The following is a 16,998-nucleotide window of genomic DNA, read 5'->3' on the forward strand; positions in this document are numbered from 1 at the left end:
CGTCTCTGGATAAATGTGTTTTAGTGAAACTCTTAATATAGAAAAATGTAAACTATCTGATGTACGTCAAAGCTCGCTAAACCCAGTGCTCGGTATTAATTGTGGATTTTTAAAACCCTATAGCAACACAGAACACTAGGTTTACCAACAGCTATTTAGCATTGCGTTGGAACAAACACCAAATTGAAACGAACGTGTTAGAAAATAAAATACTCCACCGACTTTTCAAACTGTGCTGAACATTATGAGCTGATGCAGTGCCTTTGTTGGTCACAAAATGTTCAATACCTACATAAACTAAAGCTATTAATAATGCCAATGCAACTACTGGTAACACTTGGTAAAACCGCTCAAGATAAGAAAGCATAATAAAGATCTCTTTTTTAAAGTTTTGTTTAAGCTGATAATAAAACAAATTCTTGAATCACTCCATAACAATGTGACATTGCGCACAATTTTATGTGCCAATAAGTTTAATTCTTACTCAATAAAGCTCAAATCTAGGCATTAGATAAACTTGGGAAAATTGAAATGACCAAAATCTTATGCTCGATGGTACTTAAGAAGCATTGGGGTATTTCTGAGCTAGAAGTGCCCGATGTAAAGGTTCTGGACATTTATGAGTCAGTGGCTTTGCTAATTTAGCTTTTGATTAATTATCAAGGATATGACAAAACCACTAATCAAGAGTTCAATCTTACTTATTTATCAAAGCTAGGTTAGGTGTGTTTTATTCAGCCGTTCAATAAGAAAAATGCCAATCAGCATAACTGACTGGCATTACTCATATTGAGCCTTTAACTCAGATTAAGGACATAGCAATCCATTGTTGTAATCATCCAGCTTACTTGCTAAGTCATTGGCTTGGGTCTTAAGCTGACGTTTACCTTTCTTGAGCACATCGCCTTTACCTTCAAAGTCAATCTCTGTGAGTAATACATCAGCTTCTGTTATTGCATTGGTAGCGGCAGCACAAGTACCAGCACCAACAGCTACATTCGCTTTAGCAGCGACAAGCTGTGCAGCTAAACCATATGCAGGATCACCCGCACGTTTTTTCCCACTGTCGATATCTCGTTTATCCAACAAGCTACGGCCAACGTCACAAGTACTCACCACTAGGCGGCTACCAATATTGAGTGGTAGTGCATCTTCTAACAAGAAGAAGCCATTATCTGCAGCCTTGTACTGCTGTCTACCGCCACTACAGGTGTTCCAGTTTTTCCAATAACCGATAGTACGTTGATCACCTCCTGGTGGTGAGATGTTATTGACTTCAAACGATAGAGTCTGACCTGGCTCAACAACAAATTTCACACACACGGTGGAGTTATCAGCTTCTCCCGTTGCAACATAGTTAGGGTTAAACACTGGGCTGTAGTTCTCACCTGAGAGGAAATCAGGATCGGCATTATCTAGTACCTCAGGAATGGTTACACCACCCAAAGTCCACACCGTTGTCCAAGAAACAGGGATATCGACTTCACAGAGACGATAAGTTTCACCAGGAATCAACTTGGCATTATTAAAGTCAAGCAAGGTATCGGCCTCGCCAGATTGAGGGATCGTTTGGTCGCTAGCATTGACCTCAGGGCCGCTTAACGTGAATACCCAATTTATACTGGTATTGGCAACACCGTCGGTTAATTTGTTGACCATCGCCATACCGCGTTTGGTATTGGTAAAGGTACATTCAACCGTTTCACCTGCATCTAAGTTAATGGTTGCTGTGAGGTTGGCGACATCGACACCAGAGTCATCCACGTTGTAGCCTTCTTGGGTTGCATCGTCGGTACATACCAGCGCACTGAGATCATAATCGGGATTAGGATCGGCTTCAGCGACAGTGTATCTACCAGGAGCAATATTCAAGAAGGTTTTGGTGCCATCATCCATGAGATCGAAGGTATTAGGTTCAGAGATATCATCAGTAAAGGCAAAGGCTGTGGCTGTATCGCCATCAGGCAGAGTTTCTTTATTGATGATCACTGTCCCTAGTTTTCGGTTAGTAAATTCACATTTTTTCACTACGCCGTAATCGGCAGGATAATTGATAGTAAACTGACAATCACCGACGGCACTCACTTTTGTCCAGCCATCTTTCAGGGTTTCCGTGATGGTATAGGCGCCCTCTTGCAACCTGAAGTCTGCTAGATCTTTCTGGAAGCGTTCAAACGCAATAGCATCGTTATCATTGGTTACGAGAGATAGGCCTTCAGGTAAGCCTGGACCTTGTAAAGTCATCGTCCAGCCATTTTCCAAACCAGCAGGTTCCGTTACCTTATTAACCTCTGCAACAGCCCCAAGATTTCCAGACGTACGTACAATGAAGACTACGCCTTTACTACAATCATCCAAGGTTGAGTTAGCATCTAGAGTAAGATCTATCGTGGTCGTTGCATCAAGCTCATCGGTAGTTGGGTCAAAGTCTGCTTTGAAGATATTAGGATCACAGGGACCGACAGTGACAGCGTATTTATCGGGAAGGATATTTTCAAAGGTTTCATCTATCTCTAATTGACCCTCTTTAAAGGTGTAATCTGTATTTAACACCTCCACATCGCTGCTGTTTTTCACCACAACCTGACAGGTGACCTCCTCGTTGCCTTGTAAAATATCATCAGAGAAGGTGCCTTTAATGCTGTAATCCACTAAAGCACCAGATGTAATTTCAATGTTAAGTGGACCTGAAGTAGGCGAACTTACGCTAAAGCCATCACTTGCAACTAAGTGTGCTTGATCCGACAAGGTACCACTGGTCACGATAGGTCTTTGGGTAACAGATACCGTTTTGTTAATAGTGACAAAACATTCACCCGCGGTAGTACAGGTTGCTTTCTCCTCTGGCTGAGTACCAGATGTCCACAGTAGGTTAGGTGACATTTTGTTTAGCAGAGTATTAAAGGTGTACTCGAGTCCGTCAACGGTGAAATTACCTGTTGCACTGCCACTTGCCGTACTGCCAGCACTGTACTGCAAATAATTACCTGTGAGGTATTCTTCATCGGTGACGACGGCCGTAGTATTGGTCGAAGTCCCTGGCTGAATGCCCATACCATCGCTAGTAAGATCAAACTTCGCGACTGTTTCTCCAGGCACAGGAATACCTGTTGCTTGGTCGGTATAGGTGGCAGTGGCGATATCCATTAACTCTGTGACATCAGGCTCAGCTATATACATATGCACTGTCAGTAGCCGCTTGGTATTGGCAGGCACAGTGACGGGATCAAAGTTTTTGATATCTAGATCGGTTAATCCATCGCCAAGGTTACCGCGTATAATATCGGTGACATTAACATCGATAGGGCGACTGGCTGGATTGGTTAACCTGATGTTGGTTTTCACCGTTACCTTACCAGGGACCCCCGCAAGAAGTTGCCATTTTAGGGTGATGGCCACATCCTCAGATGCAGGATTTTCGACATCACAAGTATCGCCGAGGTTGATACTGGCCTTGTTTGATTCCTTGGTAAGGTTCCAGGTAAAGTCGGTATCTTGCCTAGCATCCATATCTTTACTGATGTCTTGCGGCAGTATTTCTCTTACAGGAAGTGAAATAGTGCGAAGGCCACCTTGAAATACGCTCTGATCTGCAAGGTAGGATTGCAATGATGAGCCTGGATATTCGTTGGCACCCACCGCAAGGCGATAATAAAAGTTAATTTCACAAGAAGTATTTGGGCCTTGGGTGATTTCAAACTCCTGGAACAGGCTTTGATCTGCCCCATTAAGGTTTTCATCAGTGATGCCCCACGGTTGCGGAAGTTCATTGAAGGCTGTAGATACCTCACAATCCCCGATGACAACAATATCATCAGCAGGAGAAAAGGCATCATATCCTAACTTACCTTGATCTATATTGTTCGCTGCAGCGCGAAGGTTATAAGTAATATTGCCATTACTGTTACCATTTCTGAGCGTGATTCTGTGGGGCACAAGGTCGAGTTCATTCCAGCCTTTACCTAAGTTACCTGTGGTATAGGCGTCATCAGGACAAATGAAGTTACCGTCGCCATTAGGCAAGATAATATCACCATTGTTACGACAGGCCTCATGAGTTAGATTGACGGTATTAGGTGGTTCGATAAAACCGAATGCGGGAAAAGAGAGAGAAAAAGCGGTCAACGCAGCGGCTACTAGCGTTCCACTCACCATTGTTCTCGGACTTGCTGCTGCGTCCGAAAGTTTAGTGTAAGATTTCATAAAGTTACTCCTTGAATTTCATCTTTGAGCAACCCTTTATGTCGGCTATTTATTAAATGTTCCATCATCTACCTTCTTTTTCATTGAAAGTTGATAAAAGGGCTATGTGAGTATTCACTGATGCCAACACTGGATCCGGAATCATTGAACACACTAAACTTTTTACCCCCGTCCCAAGACAGCTTCATCCAGAGTTGTTAGTACATCGTTTAAGACTGGAACTCGCTGTCAGTTGCACTCATGAAAGCAATAAATAAACCAAAACCTATCTGTCTGATATGTAAATAAAATATTTTTAAAAGCGGAGTGTTTCATCTTGCCATGGGTGAACAGTTTGTTAGCCTGGTGTTATGCGATATTCGTCGGAGTTGAAAATATACATTTAACTTCAATAGGTTAGGTTAGAGTTAAAACATTGCTTTTTGTAGATGTACTACGTGTACAGGTGTACACTTGGTTTACAGTTTTGCGTGACATTTTTTAAGGCAAGAGCGCAGAGGTGTTAGATCAACACGTATTTGATGAGGGAGTATCAAAAATGAGAATTAAGCTTGTGGCTAGTGTTTGTTGATTGTCCAAAATGTTTGTCTATTGATCTGTTCGGAACGCACTTTAACCGATTGAATCAAAAAGATAACTTTTACGATGAATCTCAATCGGTTACAGGACGCCTCTTTCTCACGGCGAAGGTCGTTGATAAAGATGATGTCTAACCTATCGCATGATTGAGTTGTCCTGGTGGTAGAATTGGTAGACACAAGGGATTTAAAATCCCTCGGCGTTCGCGCTGTGCCTGTTCATGTCCGGCCCGAGGCACCATCTTTTCATAATATAAAATTCGGTAAGGCGCTTTGGCAGAGTGGCTTATGCAGCGGATTGCAAGAGAAGACTGCCAATGGAAATGATGGTTTGGAGCGTATTAGGAATGTCTCTTTACCGCCATCTATCTATGGATAAAGTGGTTTCACAACTCGATATTCTCCTGCCGGGTAAGAAACCTTTCGTTGCACCAAGTGCCGTAATACAAGCGCGAAAGCGTTTGGGCTCAGATGTGATGAGAACTGTCTTCAACCAAACTCAACAATTATGGCAGAGTAAGACACCTCATCCGAACTGGCATGGTCTGACGCTTCACGCCGTTGACGGTGTAGTGTGGAGAACACCATACACAAAAGATAATGACGAACACTTTGGTAGAACTGGTAACAAAACCACAATATCTGACTACCCTCAAGTGAGAATGGTCTGTCACATGGAGCTAACCAGTCACTTGCTTAATGGCGCCTCTTTCGACTCTGTATCTAAAAGTGAAGTAGACCTTACCGTTCCCCTAATTTATCACGCACCATCGAATAGCTTGACCATTTTTGACCGAGGATTTTATGCGCTAGGGTTACTCCATAAGTGGCGGGCAAGCGGGGAGGAAAAGCACTGGCTCATCCCACTAAGAAAAGGATCTCAGTACACGGTGATAGCCAAACTAGGTCGAGGGCAAGAGCTCGTTGAGCTCAAGTTATCGCCGCAAGCTCAAAAGAAGTGGGCAGACGCACCTAAAACAATCCAAGCAAGGTTAATCACAAAGAACATCAAAGGAAAAGAAGTTCGTTTATTAACTTCTATGACAGATGCAATGAAATATCCAGGTGCAGATATAGCAGAGCTTTACAGTCACCGCTGGGAGATCGAACTAGGGTATCGTGAAATGAAGCAGTACATGCTTCAAAATCAATTAACCTTGAGAAGTAAGACACCGGAACTGGTGACTCAAGAGCTTTGGGGAATGCTGGTCGCTTATAATTTATTGAGGTTTTTGATGTGCCAGATGGCTTACAACCAAAAATCAGTCATGCCTTATCAAATCGGCTTTAAGCAAGCTTCACTCTCCCTAATCGGACAGCTTCAATTATTACCCGCCGTAGCCCCAGGACGAATACCAGAGGTTATGAGCTATATCTTGGACATGTCGGAAAGCTTTATCCTGCCGGAAAGGCGAGAACGGGCCTATCCGAGAGCAGTAAAATAGAGGCCTTGTCGCTGCCTCCTAAAAGACGTTAGATAATGCTTAACTTACAAGCATTACGACAAATGAACTATATTCCCCCTTAAATCCGACCTTGTCTTCACGAGGTCGCGCTTCAAAAAACTTCCAACACTTTGTGTGAAGAGGCATGTTGAAACTGGCAGTTTATCTTGGACTAAGCTCATGACTTTAGAGAGCTTGAGCTTATATGGGTTTTCGATACCTTTAATAAAAGCGATACCCTGCTCATAGTTCTTTAGTTCATCTTCGCTGAGTTTATTCACATTAATAAACTCGACTGCTATGTCAGATGATTTAGCGTGGTTGCCTAGTTTGGGAACTAACACAGCACGAATACGGTATTGCTGACTTTCAACAATGTCGTCCTCTAAGGACGCTCGATAAGTTTCCATATAAAAGTTTGTTAGAGTTTCTACGTAAATTAGCGATATACGGATTACTTCAAGTACCTTAAAAGGGCTTCGGTTCTGCACAAACAAAAGTGCTCAACCAAGTAGGTTGAGCACTCATCACAAGAGAAATTACTTCACTTTTACTGTTTCAGGCATTTGGTACTTACCGCTTTGAATCTCTTCATCCGGTCCGTAAAGACGCAAAATTGAGTAGAACGGCTTATTCGGGATTGGAAGGAAGTTGGCGTCACCTTCGTTACCCTTAGTATTAGCGCTCATCGTGATGGTATAATAACCGTCAGAATCAGGCGTTAATGTTCTATCACCACGGCTGTGACGATTCATCGAGTTGTGTTCCATTAAACGGGTATCGTTAGCGTAAACCGTAACCGACCAGAATTCACTCGCATTAGGCGCTTTAAATCGCATCACATAATCGTGTTTAGAACCATCCAAAAGCTCACCGTCTGAATCTGTAACCGCTTGACGATAGCCTGTTTCTGCTGGCGGTAGGCCCCATTGACCAATTAAAGTACCTTCTGCGAACTCGTCACGGGCACCAGTACCCAAATCATCACGTGTGCCTAGCAGCTTACGAGAATCCACCATCTTAGGCGCGAGTTCTTGCAAGTGTTCCATGCCCGCTTTTTCACCTATTTTTGCAAGATCAAGCTGCTTGTCAGTGAAGTCATATTTACAAGCTTCAATGCCGATTGATTTGTATTGCTCAACCCACATTTTATCAGCCTCTGCCATGCTGCCGTCACAAAGCATGAAGTTTACACGCTCAAGCCATGAAGTATTTTTCACATCCGGATAGCTACGAACTACCGCTTTAGGGCCGCTTTCACCTAAATATGCAGATAGCGTACGCAGCGTCCATTTATCCATGTAGTTCAGGGCGACTTTTTCGTCCTGTTTACCCACAGCCATGATACGACCCATTAACTTCACGATGTTACTCTCGACGCGAATAACTTCATCAACTGAATCAGGTACTTCACCATGCCAAGACTGAGAGGCAAACATGAACTGACCGCCTTTGGTGCCGCGAGTACGAGAACCGAACATAGCATTGGTATAGTGCCCCATGTCCATGGTATGCAAAATCCAGTAACGACCTTCATCCATATCTGGAACGCTGACAATAACAGGCTCTGCTGCCACATCCAACCAACCCATTACATGCAGAGTATCGTTGTTAATCGTTACGTGGTCAGTATAAGTATCATCTGCAATATGACGGATGTTCTGGAAACGGTTTAACGGGTAGTCTTTTTCTACCACTGTTCGATGAAAGAACTTGTACGCCTCATCAATTGAATAAGCATAAATGTAGGCATTTTTTGCTAACTCTTGCTCGCTTTGTGTAAGAGGAGCCGTACTGGTACCGGCAAAAGCACTTGTACTAAGTAAAGTAACACCTAATGCAGCGGTAAGGGATTTAATCGACGTTTTCATATGGAGCCTGCCTGATATTTAATTCGTTGAAAACAATATACTGAGACAGTATCTATATTAAAAATAACCTAATTAAATTCATATTATATCAAATTTGATATACTAAATTTATTTCAGACCAGTCCTTTAACTTATGATTAATTTTGATTACAACTTATTGAAAATTCTTGCAGTATTACTTGAAACACAAAGCACCACAGTAACTGCAGATAAACTGGCCACGAGCCAGCCTGCAATAAGCCGCTCGCTCAAAAAACTCAGAGAGTTATTAGCTGACGATATACTCGTGCGTAACGGTGGGCAGATGACACTGACTCCCAAAGCGGAGCGCATAAAAAGCCAGCTACCGGAGATTATTGACTCAATCAAAGAACTGGTCGAGACCACTGTAGATTTCGATCCGGCTAGCTTCAGGCAAGATGTACATATAGCGATGAACAGCTCTATTGGTCAGTGGTTTGCGGCACCTCTTGCTCAATTGTTGTCAGAAAAAGCACCGCTAATGAACCTGACAATTGAAGACTGGACGGAGACAACGGTAAGCAAGATAGACAGCGGTGATATCCAGTTTGGGATCAACTACTTCCCGATGGATCTGCCTAAGCACTTTGTGCAGAGAAAAGGAGGAAAAGATCATTTTGGTATCGTCTGCCGTGCAAACCACCCTCTCGCAAACAAGACAATGAAGCTTGATGATTTCACTCAGCATCCTTTTGCAGTGCACATCATCAAAGACTGGAATGAAAAAGAACAGCACATTTCAAGGCTACTCAAACCATTCGATATCAAGCCACGAATCCAGCTGCGCACCACGCACCTCAGTGTAATTCTTGATGCGATAGAAAAACGGGATCTTCTTTTCCCCTGTTCAAAACACTTAATCAAACAGCTAGGCAGTCGTTACGCTAGTATTGATATCGACATTAATATGCCGACGTTGGAAGGCCACTTTGGCTACGTCTATGGCGTGAAGTGGAGAAATGATCCACTAACAAAGTGGCTAGAAGATATAATTAATCAATTGATGCTATCACTGGGGATTCAGCCGCGATAAATACTATACCCATTGACTTCTAATCCATTAGATTAAAACCAAATAGGGTCAAAAATAGCTGCACATTACTTACAAAAGATCTGCTGCTTGAATAGCCACCAACTTGATAGACGTCTTTTAGTTAGGCATGAACGAAAAGTCATTACGCACATATCGTGAGCAATTAATTAATATCTAATGCTGGATGTTTTTGTCAGTCAATGAAACAAATAGTGGAACGATATCAAGCTTATATTAGCCATCGAAATTTATTTAACCGCACGTTAGGCCGGGAAATTACAGTTCTGGAAATTTTTAACTTGCACCCAGAGTCTGTAGTTGGTTTGGCGGAAGCAAACGGCGCTTGCTGGTACGGTCTATCCTAATAATGCCTCTAGGGGCTGAATAAGTTTCATCAAATACTCTGAAGGATAAAGTTTTCATGGTTAAAAAACTGAAAAGAAAAACCAAAGATCTGATTGAGTCTGAGTATATTTTGGGTGGTGTTTTCACTGCCTCTTTTCTTGAATCCACGATTGTCCCCGTTCCATTGGAAGCATTGCTTATTCCACTGTTGCAGGAACGACGTGATAAGCTCTGGCAGATTGCGTTAATGGCTACTTTAGGCTGTATTTTGGGCGCGCTATTCGGATATGCGCTGGGATACTACACTTTCGAACTACTAAGAGATTGGATCGTTGCACACTGGATAACCGAGCAACGCCTCGTTAATGTCATACGGCAAATAAATACCGAAGGTTTCTGGTTTATCATGACTTTAGGCATAGCGCCCATCCCATTCCAAATTGCTATGTTGGCGGCAGGAGCAACTCACTTTTCTCTCCCTTTGTTTCTACTCGCAGCGGGACTATCTCGTGCCATGAGGTACTTTGGTATTGCGTTGGTAGTGTATGTTGCCGGTAACAAAGCAGAGGAGTTGATAAAAAAATATAAACTTGCAACAGTAGGCCTAATAACGCTGGTATTGGTAATACTCTGGTACCTGAGTACAAGTGGTGGATAGTATACCCGTCATCATTGAAGGTGCTTCATTTTCGATGCAATCATACCAATCTAAGTAAACATATAATCTAACTGAGGCGATTACTCGCATTGACTCAGCGAAAAATCCGCATATTGGTTACGTCACACCTATTAGTAATAGCTAAGTCATGTGACAAAGCATCCTAGAACAGATTCAATTAACGATGGTACACCTTGGGGAACTTTCGAGTTAGCTAGGTTAGCTAACTCGAATGACAACACTTCTGAGCCGAGAAGTGCCAACTGTGGATGTGGGAGGGAAATTCTTATCGGACTTGTTACCGCAGTGATATATGGTTTAAGTCCTAATTATCGTTTAGACCAATAGATCCACGATAGCTTTACCGACCCCGTGAGCGCTTGTAGGGTTCTGCCCTGTGATAACACGACCATCCACAATCACAAACTCCTGCCAAGGTTGAACTTTAGAATAACGAGCTGCACTACGTGCCAAAGACTCTTCCAAAAGGAACGGGATGTCATTGATGGTGCCAAAATCGATCTCTTCTTCACGAGTGAAACCTGTCACTGACTTAGACGCAAGCAACTTGTCACCATTGCTTAGTGTGATAGGAAGAAGAGCAGCAGGACCATGGCATACGGCTGCGACAATACCGCCATCTTCATAATGTTTTGCTGAGATTTTTGCGAAGTCTTCATTGCTTGCCAGGTCGGAAAGAAGACCGAAGCCACCTGGATAGAAAATTGCGTCGTAGCTGTCGCCGTTGATCTGTGACACGGGAATCGTATTGTTGATACGGTTTTGGAAATCATCATTATCTAAGATTTTCGCATTTACTGCATCACCTTCGATATCAGTGCCATATAGTGGGGCCTGACCACCTTTAATCGAAGCAATGTCGTAGTCGAAGCCAGCAGCAAGTAGTTCGCTAAGTGCATGAGTTAGCTCTGGTGCGTAAGTTCCGTTTGCTTGGTCAGTTTCACCCAGCGTCGCATGGTTAGTTACAATAATGAGTACTTTCTTCATGATGGTTTCCCTATTGGCTTAGTTGTAATTTTTGAACACCTACATACTAATTGCAAAGCAAATGAGTGATAATATACCATATCAGCAAAACATTATTGCCATATAGCAAAGGTGGTTATGGACAGTTTTGAAGGCATCAACGAGTTTGTTACGGTTGCAGAGAGCCAAGGGTTCTCTGCGGCGGCAAAACAATTGGGTTGCAGTACCAGTCACGTCAGCCGCCAAGTCACCAGGTTAGAACAGCGATTAGGTGTCGCCTTGTTAGCACGTTCGACAAGAATGGTGAGCTTAACGGAAGCTGGCCAAGCGTATTACCAGCAGTGCAAAGAGTTAGTAATTGGGCTTCAACAAGCTAATGAACAACTCACCACGCAACAAACTCAATTAAGCGGTACGTTACGAGTGAGTGCGGCTGGCGGGTTTGCTGAAAACTATGTAGCGCCAGCTTTAATGGAATTCGCCAAACAACACCCTAATCTTACGGTAGAAATAAACTACAACACCAGCATGGTGAACTTTATTGAAGATGGTTTTGATTTTGCCATCCGTTATGGGAGGTTAAGCGATTCAGGGTTGGTTGCGAGAAAGCTTGTAGACCGTCCTATGGCTGCGGCAGCCAGTCAGAGCTACATTGATGAGCATGGTTTACCGACTCACCCAGAGCAGCTTAAGCATCACAGTTGTATTATCGCCAATAAAGATATGTGGTTGTTTGAAAAGAATGGCAAGCCTTTAAATGGCGTGAGAGTTCAAGGAAGGTGGAAAAGCAATAATACCCACACCGTTTTGCAAGCTTGTACAGAGGGGTTAGGCGTGGCGTATCTACCAAAAAGCAGCTTTAGCGATGCCATTACATCAGGTCGTTTAGTACCCGTTCTTGAGCCTTACTGGGGAAGCGGCAGCAGCAGTTGGATTGTATATCAAAACCGTCATTTCCTACCATTAAGAGCAAGGCTGGCCATCGATTTTCTACTCGACCACTTTGCAGAATGGCAGGAATAACAAATCTCATAATAAACCAAAAAAGCGAGCACGGTGCTCGCTTTTAAATCTCTGCTTTTATATCCTACAGCAGCTCTACCGACTGTTGAGCGATCGCCCACTCTTCGTTGGTAGGATATCTATTAGTATCGCACATACTAATAGGGATATGGACATAAACAAGCCAACACTAGCCTCGCTAACTTGGGGTTAGAAAAATGAATTGCAGAAGTCAATGTTGTTGGTAATGACTGTGTCGCCATGCGCGTGCTTAGCGATTGTCTATCCGACACCAAAAAATCGAGCACTGTGCTCGAATTCAACCATATTTTTTACAAAAAATTACAACAGTTCAACCGAACACATAGAAATACCCCCCTCACTTACTGAGCATCAAATAGTATTGCAACTACAAGAAGACAACAGTAAAACTCTACTAAAACATTTCAGCCTACATGGATTACTGGTATCTCCAAAAGAGTCGTACAAACAACTGTTAGTACGATAATATGATATCTGAGTAATTACTGCTCTAATCGAGAGTCAAAGATGCCAATGCCTTCATTAATAGCACACATCAACAACACCAAAGTTGGCCATCTAACCAAGATTACCGATGGTCAAATGCAGTTTTGTTACGATAAGAAATGGTTAGATCAGCCGCATGCCTACCCGATTTCGCTGTCTCTTCCACTTCAACATCAACCGCATAAAGGTGACCCTGTCGCAAATTATTTTGATAATCTGTTACCCGACCTAACTTCAACACGTAAGAACATACAACGTCGCTATAGCACCGACTCAACAAACACCTTCGACTTATTGCATGCAATCGGTCGCGATTGCGTTGGCTCACTCTCATTGCTGCCAGAAAATGAAGTACAGAATGGTCTTGCTTCAACGCGGCTAGAGCCACTTTCAGTTCGTAATTTACATGAGTTCCCCCTATACAACGAGGATACATTTAAATGTGGCACAGACAATAGTTGTATCGGTTGTCCTAAAAAGTTAATGGAGCTTGTCGATTCAGAATTATCATATTGGCAGCACCAGTTGAACCGAGGAATTTCACCTACATTTGACGAAATATATTCATTTGGAAAAATGTGTAAAAATGTAAGACGTGCTCTTGTCCGAAACAAAAGAATATAGTGTTATTGTTTATCATTTCTGATATATTTAATCTTAATTGTTTTAGGTATATATGAGTAACAAGCCTGTCTCTTCATATGGGTAGGCTTTTGCCATGCCTCACAAATTTCCTCGTCCGTAAGTTTTTCTCTGAAAAAATGTCTACACTTCCCACACGTTTCCATTCGAATGCTCCCATAAAATATATTTTAAATTATGGTTCTCCAATATAAATCAATAAATAATATTAATTTTATTTTTTCCATGCCTTTCTATATCATTAATAAAATTATCCATCCTATCAAAACAGTATACTCTCAACTTACTTCTGTAAGGAAACAGAACAATACTTATGATCTTTCTTCTAGACTTATAAATTTTAACCCTTGATAAATCAGTCCATGTAAATTTAGTAACCTTATCTCTAACTCGATAAATTATTCCATTCTTGTCTATAACAAGCACTGTTTTTTTTAAAAAATAAATATTTATTATAGCGATAACAATCGTAATTAAAAATATAATTATAGTAAATATTTTAATTTGATAAATTAATTCTTCACTCATACCAATGTTAGCGAATTGTGAAGTTAAATAAATCGAAAAAGGCCAAAAAAATGTAATAAAAAATGGCTCTAATATTTTATGTAAAAGATATTTTCTTGAAACATGATAAACCATATATTTTCCTTAAAATTCAAACCCATAATAAAATTAACGTAAAAATACGTTGTAGAATAAAGTGAGTACTAAACAAAGACATTCAGTACTCACTTCGCTCACTAGTGTTATCTTCTACTTCTTACTATCTGGTAACGTCTTGAAACATATTCAAATGGAACGCTCCAAATATGAACCAATCTACAGAATGGAAAAATAAGAAATATCGTCATTCCCAATATCATATGAATGCGAAATATAAAACTCACGCCATCTAAGTTGCTTGCTGCACCAGATTTCAATGTCACGACATCTTGCGCCCAACCAACTAACTTCATCATTTCACTGCCATCCAAGTGTTGTGCGGAAAACGGAATCGTCAAGACACCTAGACATGCTTGAATGACAAGCAGTGTAAGAATGAGGATGTCGGCAAAAGATGATGTTGCACGCACTCGAACATTAGTCAGGCGTCGCCTCAGCAACAGTGCACCTCCAATAATAGTCATAACGCCGAAAATACCACCAGCAATCATTGCAATTAACTGTTTTGCGGCTAAAGACAGAAATGATTCATAGACCCAGTGTGGGGTTAACATACCAAAGAAATGTCCAAGTAATATGCCTATGATACCGACATGAAATAACCCCGAAGCTAATCGCATATTGGTATTGTCTAGAATTTGACTAGACCCTGCACGCCAGGTGTATTGGCCATAGTCATACCTTACCCAACTACCGATCAAGAATACGGAACCAGCGATGTAGGGATAGATATTAAAAAAGAAACCATTTAAAAAACTCATTGCTGTACTCCATTAATATCACTAATGTTTAAATACTGCGGCGAAACATTATTTACAAATCGTCTTTGATGCTGATGTTGCAACGCAGAATTGCATCCTTCTTCACCTAAAAATCGGATTTGCTCTTCTTCCCAAACGGCATCTAAGGCTTCTGGTGTATAGTCATCATCTTCATTAGATACTTGTTGATGCAAAGCTTCAGCGTCTACATTCTCTTCCGATAAATCCAACAATATTTTAAATAGTTCAAAATAGTAACTGTCTCTTTGTTTTAACCGTTCAGTAATAAGCGCTAAAATCGGAGCAATATTTTTTAGCCCTTCCTTGGCATGTTTTGCATTCAATTGAGACACATATTCTAGATATCTAGGCAAATAATCAGGAAGTTCACCACCGCTAAGATGCAACCCAACTTCTTCATATTGGCTCATCAAGTCAATCATTGCCTGGCCTCTATCTCTAGATTCTCCATGCACATGTTCAAATAAAAGAAGAGATAGTGAGCGTCCTCGATCAAACAAATCGACATAATTAGATTGTGCATCCATCAGGTCCAAAGCTAAAATTTTGTTAATAAATTTAACCACTGTTTTCTTTTGATCGAGACTTAATTCTTCGCAATGTTTTACTATACGAATTAATTCATGTGGATAATCCCAAATATCACAGTTCGGATAATCCAATAATGCCGAAATTAATCTGAGAGATTTCAGTTCCATTACTTATCTCCTGTTGTCTTAGCTGTGATGTCTATGGAATTGATGCGTTGACTATTGAATAGATTGACTCGACTATCATCTCCGCCATGGCATCCGTTACCAAAACTGAACCCACAACCTTTGGCTTCAGGAAAGGCTTCACGCGCAAGTTCTCGATGACTTGAAGGAATGACAAATCGATCTTCGTAATTTGCGATTGCCAGATAGCGATACATTTCTTCAGCTTGTTGTGCTGTCAACCCAACCTGTTCCAATGCACTAATGTCTGTTTGCCCATCAACCGTTTCGGCGCGTTTGTAATGCCGCATTGCCAGCATTCTTTTTAATGCTCGTAGTACGGGAGCGGTATCTCCCGCAGTCAGAAGATTTGCAAGGTACTGCACAGGGATTCTTAAACTCTCTATGTCTGGAAGCACACCAATATTACCCACATATCCAGCATCTGCCGCAGACTGAATTGGTGACAAAGGTGGCACATACCAAACCATTGGCAAGGTGCGATACTCTGGATGCAAAGGCAGCGCAAGTTTCCAATCAATCGCCATTTTATACACGGGTGACTTCTGCGCGGCCTCTAGTACATTTTCCGTAATACCTTGTTCAAGTGCTTCTTCAATAACTTCAGGGTCATTCGGGTCTAAAAATATATCTAGCTGGTTTTGGTAAAGATCCGTCGAATCTTTCGCGGACGCCGCCTGCTCTATCTTATCTGCATCGTATAGAATCACACCTAAATAGCGAATGCGCCCGACACAGGTTTCTGAACACACAGTAGGCTGACCAGACTCAATTCTTGGGTAACAGAAGATACATTTTTCCGATTTACCGCTCTTCCAGTTGAAGTAAATCTTTTTGTATGGACACCCTGTCAAACACATCCGCCATCCACGACATTTGTCTTGGTCAATCAATACGATACCGTCTTCTTCCCGCTTATATATTGCACCACTTGGGCAAGTCGCCACACAAGCAGGATTTAAACAGTGCTCACATAAGCGAGGCAAATACATCATGAACGTATTTTCAAACTGACCATACATCTCCTTTTGCATGTCGTTGAAATTCTGATCAGCAGAACGTTTAGAGAATTCTCCACCCAGAATTTCTTCCCAGTTTGGCCCTTTTTCCACTTTGTCCATCCGCTGGCCAGTGATCAGAGAGCGAGGACGAGCAATCGGTTGATGCTTGCTTTGTGGTGCATTTTGGAGATGCTCGTAATCAAAAGTGAACGGTTCATAGTAATCATCTATAGTAGGCATATCTGGGTTATTAAACAGCTTCGCCATAACGCCAATTTTATTGCCCATTTTTGGCTCGAGCTTTCCTTTAATATTTCGAATCCATCCTCCTTTCCACTTATCTTGGTTTTCCCAATCACTTGGATACCCTGTCCCAGGTTTACTTTCGACATTATTAAACCACGCGTATTCCATGCCTTCGCGACTAGTCCAAACGTTTTTACAGGTGACTGAACAGGTATGACATCCGATGCATTTATCAAGGTTCAATACCATGCCGACTTGTGAACGAATTTTCATA

General features: G+C 41.9%; 10 protein-coding genes, 1 tRNA gene and 3 pseudogenes. 7 read left to right on the plus strand and 7 right to left on the minus strand.

Annotation, left to right across the window (positions count from 1 at the left end; genetic code table 11):
* Positions 1 to 807: 807 nt before the first annotated feature.
* Positions 808 to 4,203 (minus strand): hypothetical protein, encoded by a 3,396-nt coding sequence (locus RXX31_RS03815; protein WP_317587776.1) that lies wholly within the window; start codon positions 4,201 to 4,203, stop codon positions 808 to 810.
* Positions 4,204 to 4,941: 738 nt separating this feature from the next.
* Here RXX31_RS03815 and RXX31_RS03820 point away from each other — a divergent pair.
* Both RXX31_RS03820 and RXX31_RS03825 read left to right on the plus strand, forming a co-directional pair.
* Positions 4,942 to 5,022 (plus strand) — tRNA-Leu (locus RXX31_RS03820).
* A 61-nt stretch (positions 5,023 to 5,083) separates the two neighbouring features.
* Positions 5,084 to 6,226, plus strand: a pseudogene (locus RXX31_RS03825) (IS4 family transposase); the annotation flags it as partial.
* A gap of 539 nt (positions 6,227 to 6,765) precedes the next feature.
* Here the strand turns inward: RXX31_RS03825 and RXX31_RS03830 are convergent.
* Positions 6,766 to 8,097, minus strand: coding sequence for a DUF1254 domain-containing protein (locus RXX31_RS03830; RefSeq protein WP_317587777.1), 1,332 nt, complete (start codon positions 8,095 to 8,097; stop codon positions 6,766 to 6,768).
* Positions 8,098 to 8,230: 133 nt separating this feature from the next.
* On the opposite strand from RXX31_RS03830, the gene RXX31_RS03835 reads away from it, so the two are divergent.
* Together RXX31_RS03835 and RXX31_RS03840 are read left to right on the plus strand one after the other, a co-directional pair.
* Positions 8,231 to 9,151: a LysR family transcriptional regulator gene (locus RXX31_RS03835; protein ID WP_317587778.1), complete on the plus strand. Its 921-nt coding sequence runs from the start codon at positions 8,231 to 8,233 to the stop codon at positions 9,149 to 9,151.
* Between the two features lie 421 nt (positions 9,152 to 9,572).
* On the plus strand, positions 9,573 to 10,154 hold the full coding sequence (locus RXX31_RS03840; protein WP_317587779.1) for a YqaA family protein: 582 nt from the start codon (positions 9,573 to 9,575) through the stop codon (positions 10,152 to 10,154).
* A 336-nt stretch (positions 10,155 to 10,490) separates the two neighbouring features.
* On the opposite strand, the gene RXX31_RS03845 is transcribed toward RXX31_RS03840, so the two are convergent.
* Positions 10,491 to 11,162 carry a type 1 glutamine amidotransferase domain-containing protein gene (locus RXX31_RS03845; protein WP_317587780.1) on the minus strand — a complete coding sequence of 224 codons (672 nt, stop codon included), beginning with the start codon at positions 11,160 to 11,162 and terminating at the stop codon, positions 10,491 to 10,493.
* 117 nt (positions 11,163 to 11,279) lie between these two features.
* Here RXX31_RS03845 and RXX31_RS03850 point away from each other — a divergent pair, with 117 nt between their 5' ends.
* The 3 genes and pseudogenes from RXX31_RS03850 to RXX31_RS03860 form a co-directional block, all read left to right on the plus strand.
* Entirely contained in the window at positions 11,280 to 12,164 is an 885-nt protein-coding gene (locus RXX31_RS03850) for a LysR family transcriptional regulator (protein ID WP_317587781.1), read from the plus strand.
* A 534-nt stretch (positions 12,165 to 12,698) separates the two neighbouring features.
* A pseudogene (locus RXX31_RS03855) lies at positions 12,699 to 12,995 on the plus strand (HipA N-terminal domain-containing protein); the annotation flags it as partial.
* Between the two features lie 84 nt (positions 12,996 to 13,079).
* A pseudogene (locus tag RXX31_RS03860) lies at positions 13,080 to 13,295 on the plus strand (hypothetical protein); the annotation flags it as partial.
* Between the two features lie 213 nt (positions 13,296 to 13,508).
* Here RXX31_RS03860 and RXX31_RS03865 read toward each other — a convergent pair.
* The 4 genes from RXX31_RS03865 to narH all read right to left on the minus strand — a co-directional run bounded on the left by RXX31_RS03865 (position 13,509) and on the right by narH (position 16,997).
* Positions 13,509 to 13,955, minus strand: coding sequence for a hypothetical protein (locus RXX31_RS03865; protein WP_317587782.1), 447 nt, complete (start codon positions 13,953 to 13,955; stop codon positions 13,509 to 13,511).
* 107 nt (positions 13,956 to 14,062) lie between these two features.
* The gene (gene narI / locus RXX31_RS03870; RefSeq protein ID WP_065298438.1) at positions 14,063 to 14,740 is read right to left on the minus strand and encodes a respiratory nitrate reductase subunit gamma; all 678 of its coding nucleotides are present in this window, start codon (positions 14,738 to 14,740) and stop codon (positions 14,063 to 14,065) included.
* Positions 14,737 to 15,459, minus strand: a complete 723-nt coding sequence (gene narJ, locus RXX31_RS03875) for a nitrate reductase molybdenum cofactor assembly chaperone (RefSeq protein WP_317587783.1) — start codon at positions 15,457 to 15,459, stop codon at positions 14,737 to 14,739. Before narJ ends, narI begins: the two co-directional genes overlap by 4 nt.
* On the minus strand, positions 15,459 to 16,997 hold the full coding sequence (gene narH / locus RXX31_RS03880) for a nitrate reductase subunit beta (protein ID WP_317587784.1): 1,539 nt from the start codon (positions 16,995 to 16,997) through the stop codon (positions 15,459 to 15,461). Before narH ends, narJ begins: the two co-directional genes overlap by 1 nt.
* Position 16,998 lies beyond the last annotated feature (1 nt).

It is taken from the genome of Vibrio sp. EA2, from assembly GCF_033042495.1.
Taxonomy (GTDB): domain Bacteria; phylum Pseudomonadota; class Gammaproteobacteria; order Enterobacterales; family Vibrionaceae; genus Vibrio.

What these genes read in the sequence shown, in the direction of transcription:
- RXX31_RS03815 (WP_317587776.1), bottom strand. Translation starts at nt 4,203, where the DNA reads ATGAAATCTTACACTAAACTTTCGGACGCAGCAGCAAGTCCGAGAACA.
- RXX31_RS03830 (WP_317587777.1), bottom strand. Translation starts at nt 8,097, where the DNA reads ATGAAAACGTCGATTAAATCCCTTACCGCTGCATTAGGTGTTACTTTA.
- RXX31_RS03835 (WP_317587778.1), top strand. Translation starts at nt 8,231, where the DNA reads ATGATTAATTTTGATTACAACTTATTGAAAATTCTTGCAGTATTACTT.
- RXX31_RS03840 (WP_317587779.1), top strand. Translation starts at nt 9,573, where the DNA reads ATGGTTAAAAAACTGAAAAGAAAAACCAAAGATCTGATTGAGTCTGAG.
- RXX31_RS03845 (WP_317587780.1), bottom strand. Translation starts at nt 11,162, where the DNA reads ATGAAGAAAGTACTCATTATTGTAACTAACCATGCGACGCTGGGTGAA.
- RXX31_RS03850 (WP_317587781.1), top strand. Translation starts at nt 11,280, where the DNA reads ATGGACAGTTTTGAAGGCATCAACGAGTTTGTTACGGTTGCAGAGAGC.
- RXX31_RS03865 (WP_317587782.1), bottom strand. Translation starts at nt 13,955, where the DNA reads ATGGTTTATCATGTTTCAAGAAAATATCTTTTACATAAAATATTAGAG.
- narI (WP_065298438.1), bottom strand. Translation starts at nt 14,740, where the DNA reads ATGAGTTTTTTAAATGGTTTCTTTTTTAATATCTATCCCTACATCGCT.
- narJ (WP_317587783.1), bottom strand. Translation starts at nt 15,459, where the DNA reads ATGGAACTGAAATCTCTCAGATTAATTTCGGCATTATTGGATTATCCG.
- narH (WP_317587784.1), bottom strand. Translation starts at nt 16,997, where the DNA reads ATGAAAATTCGTTCACAAGTCGGCATGGTATTGAACCTTGATAAATGC.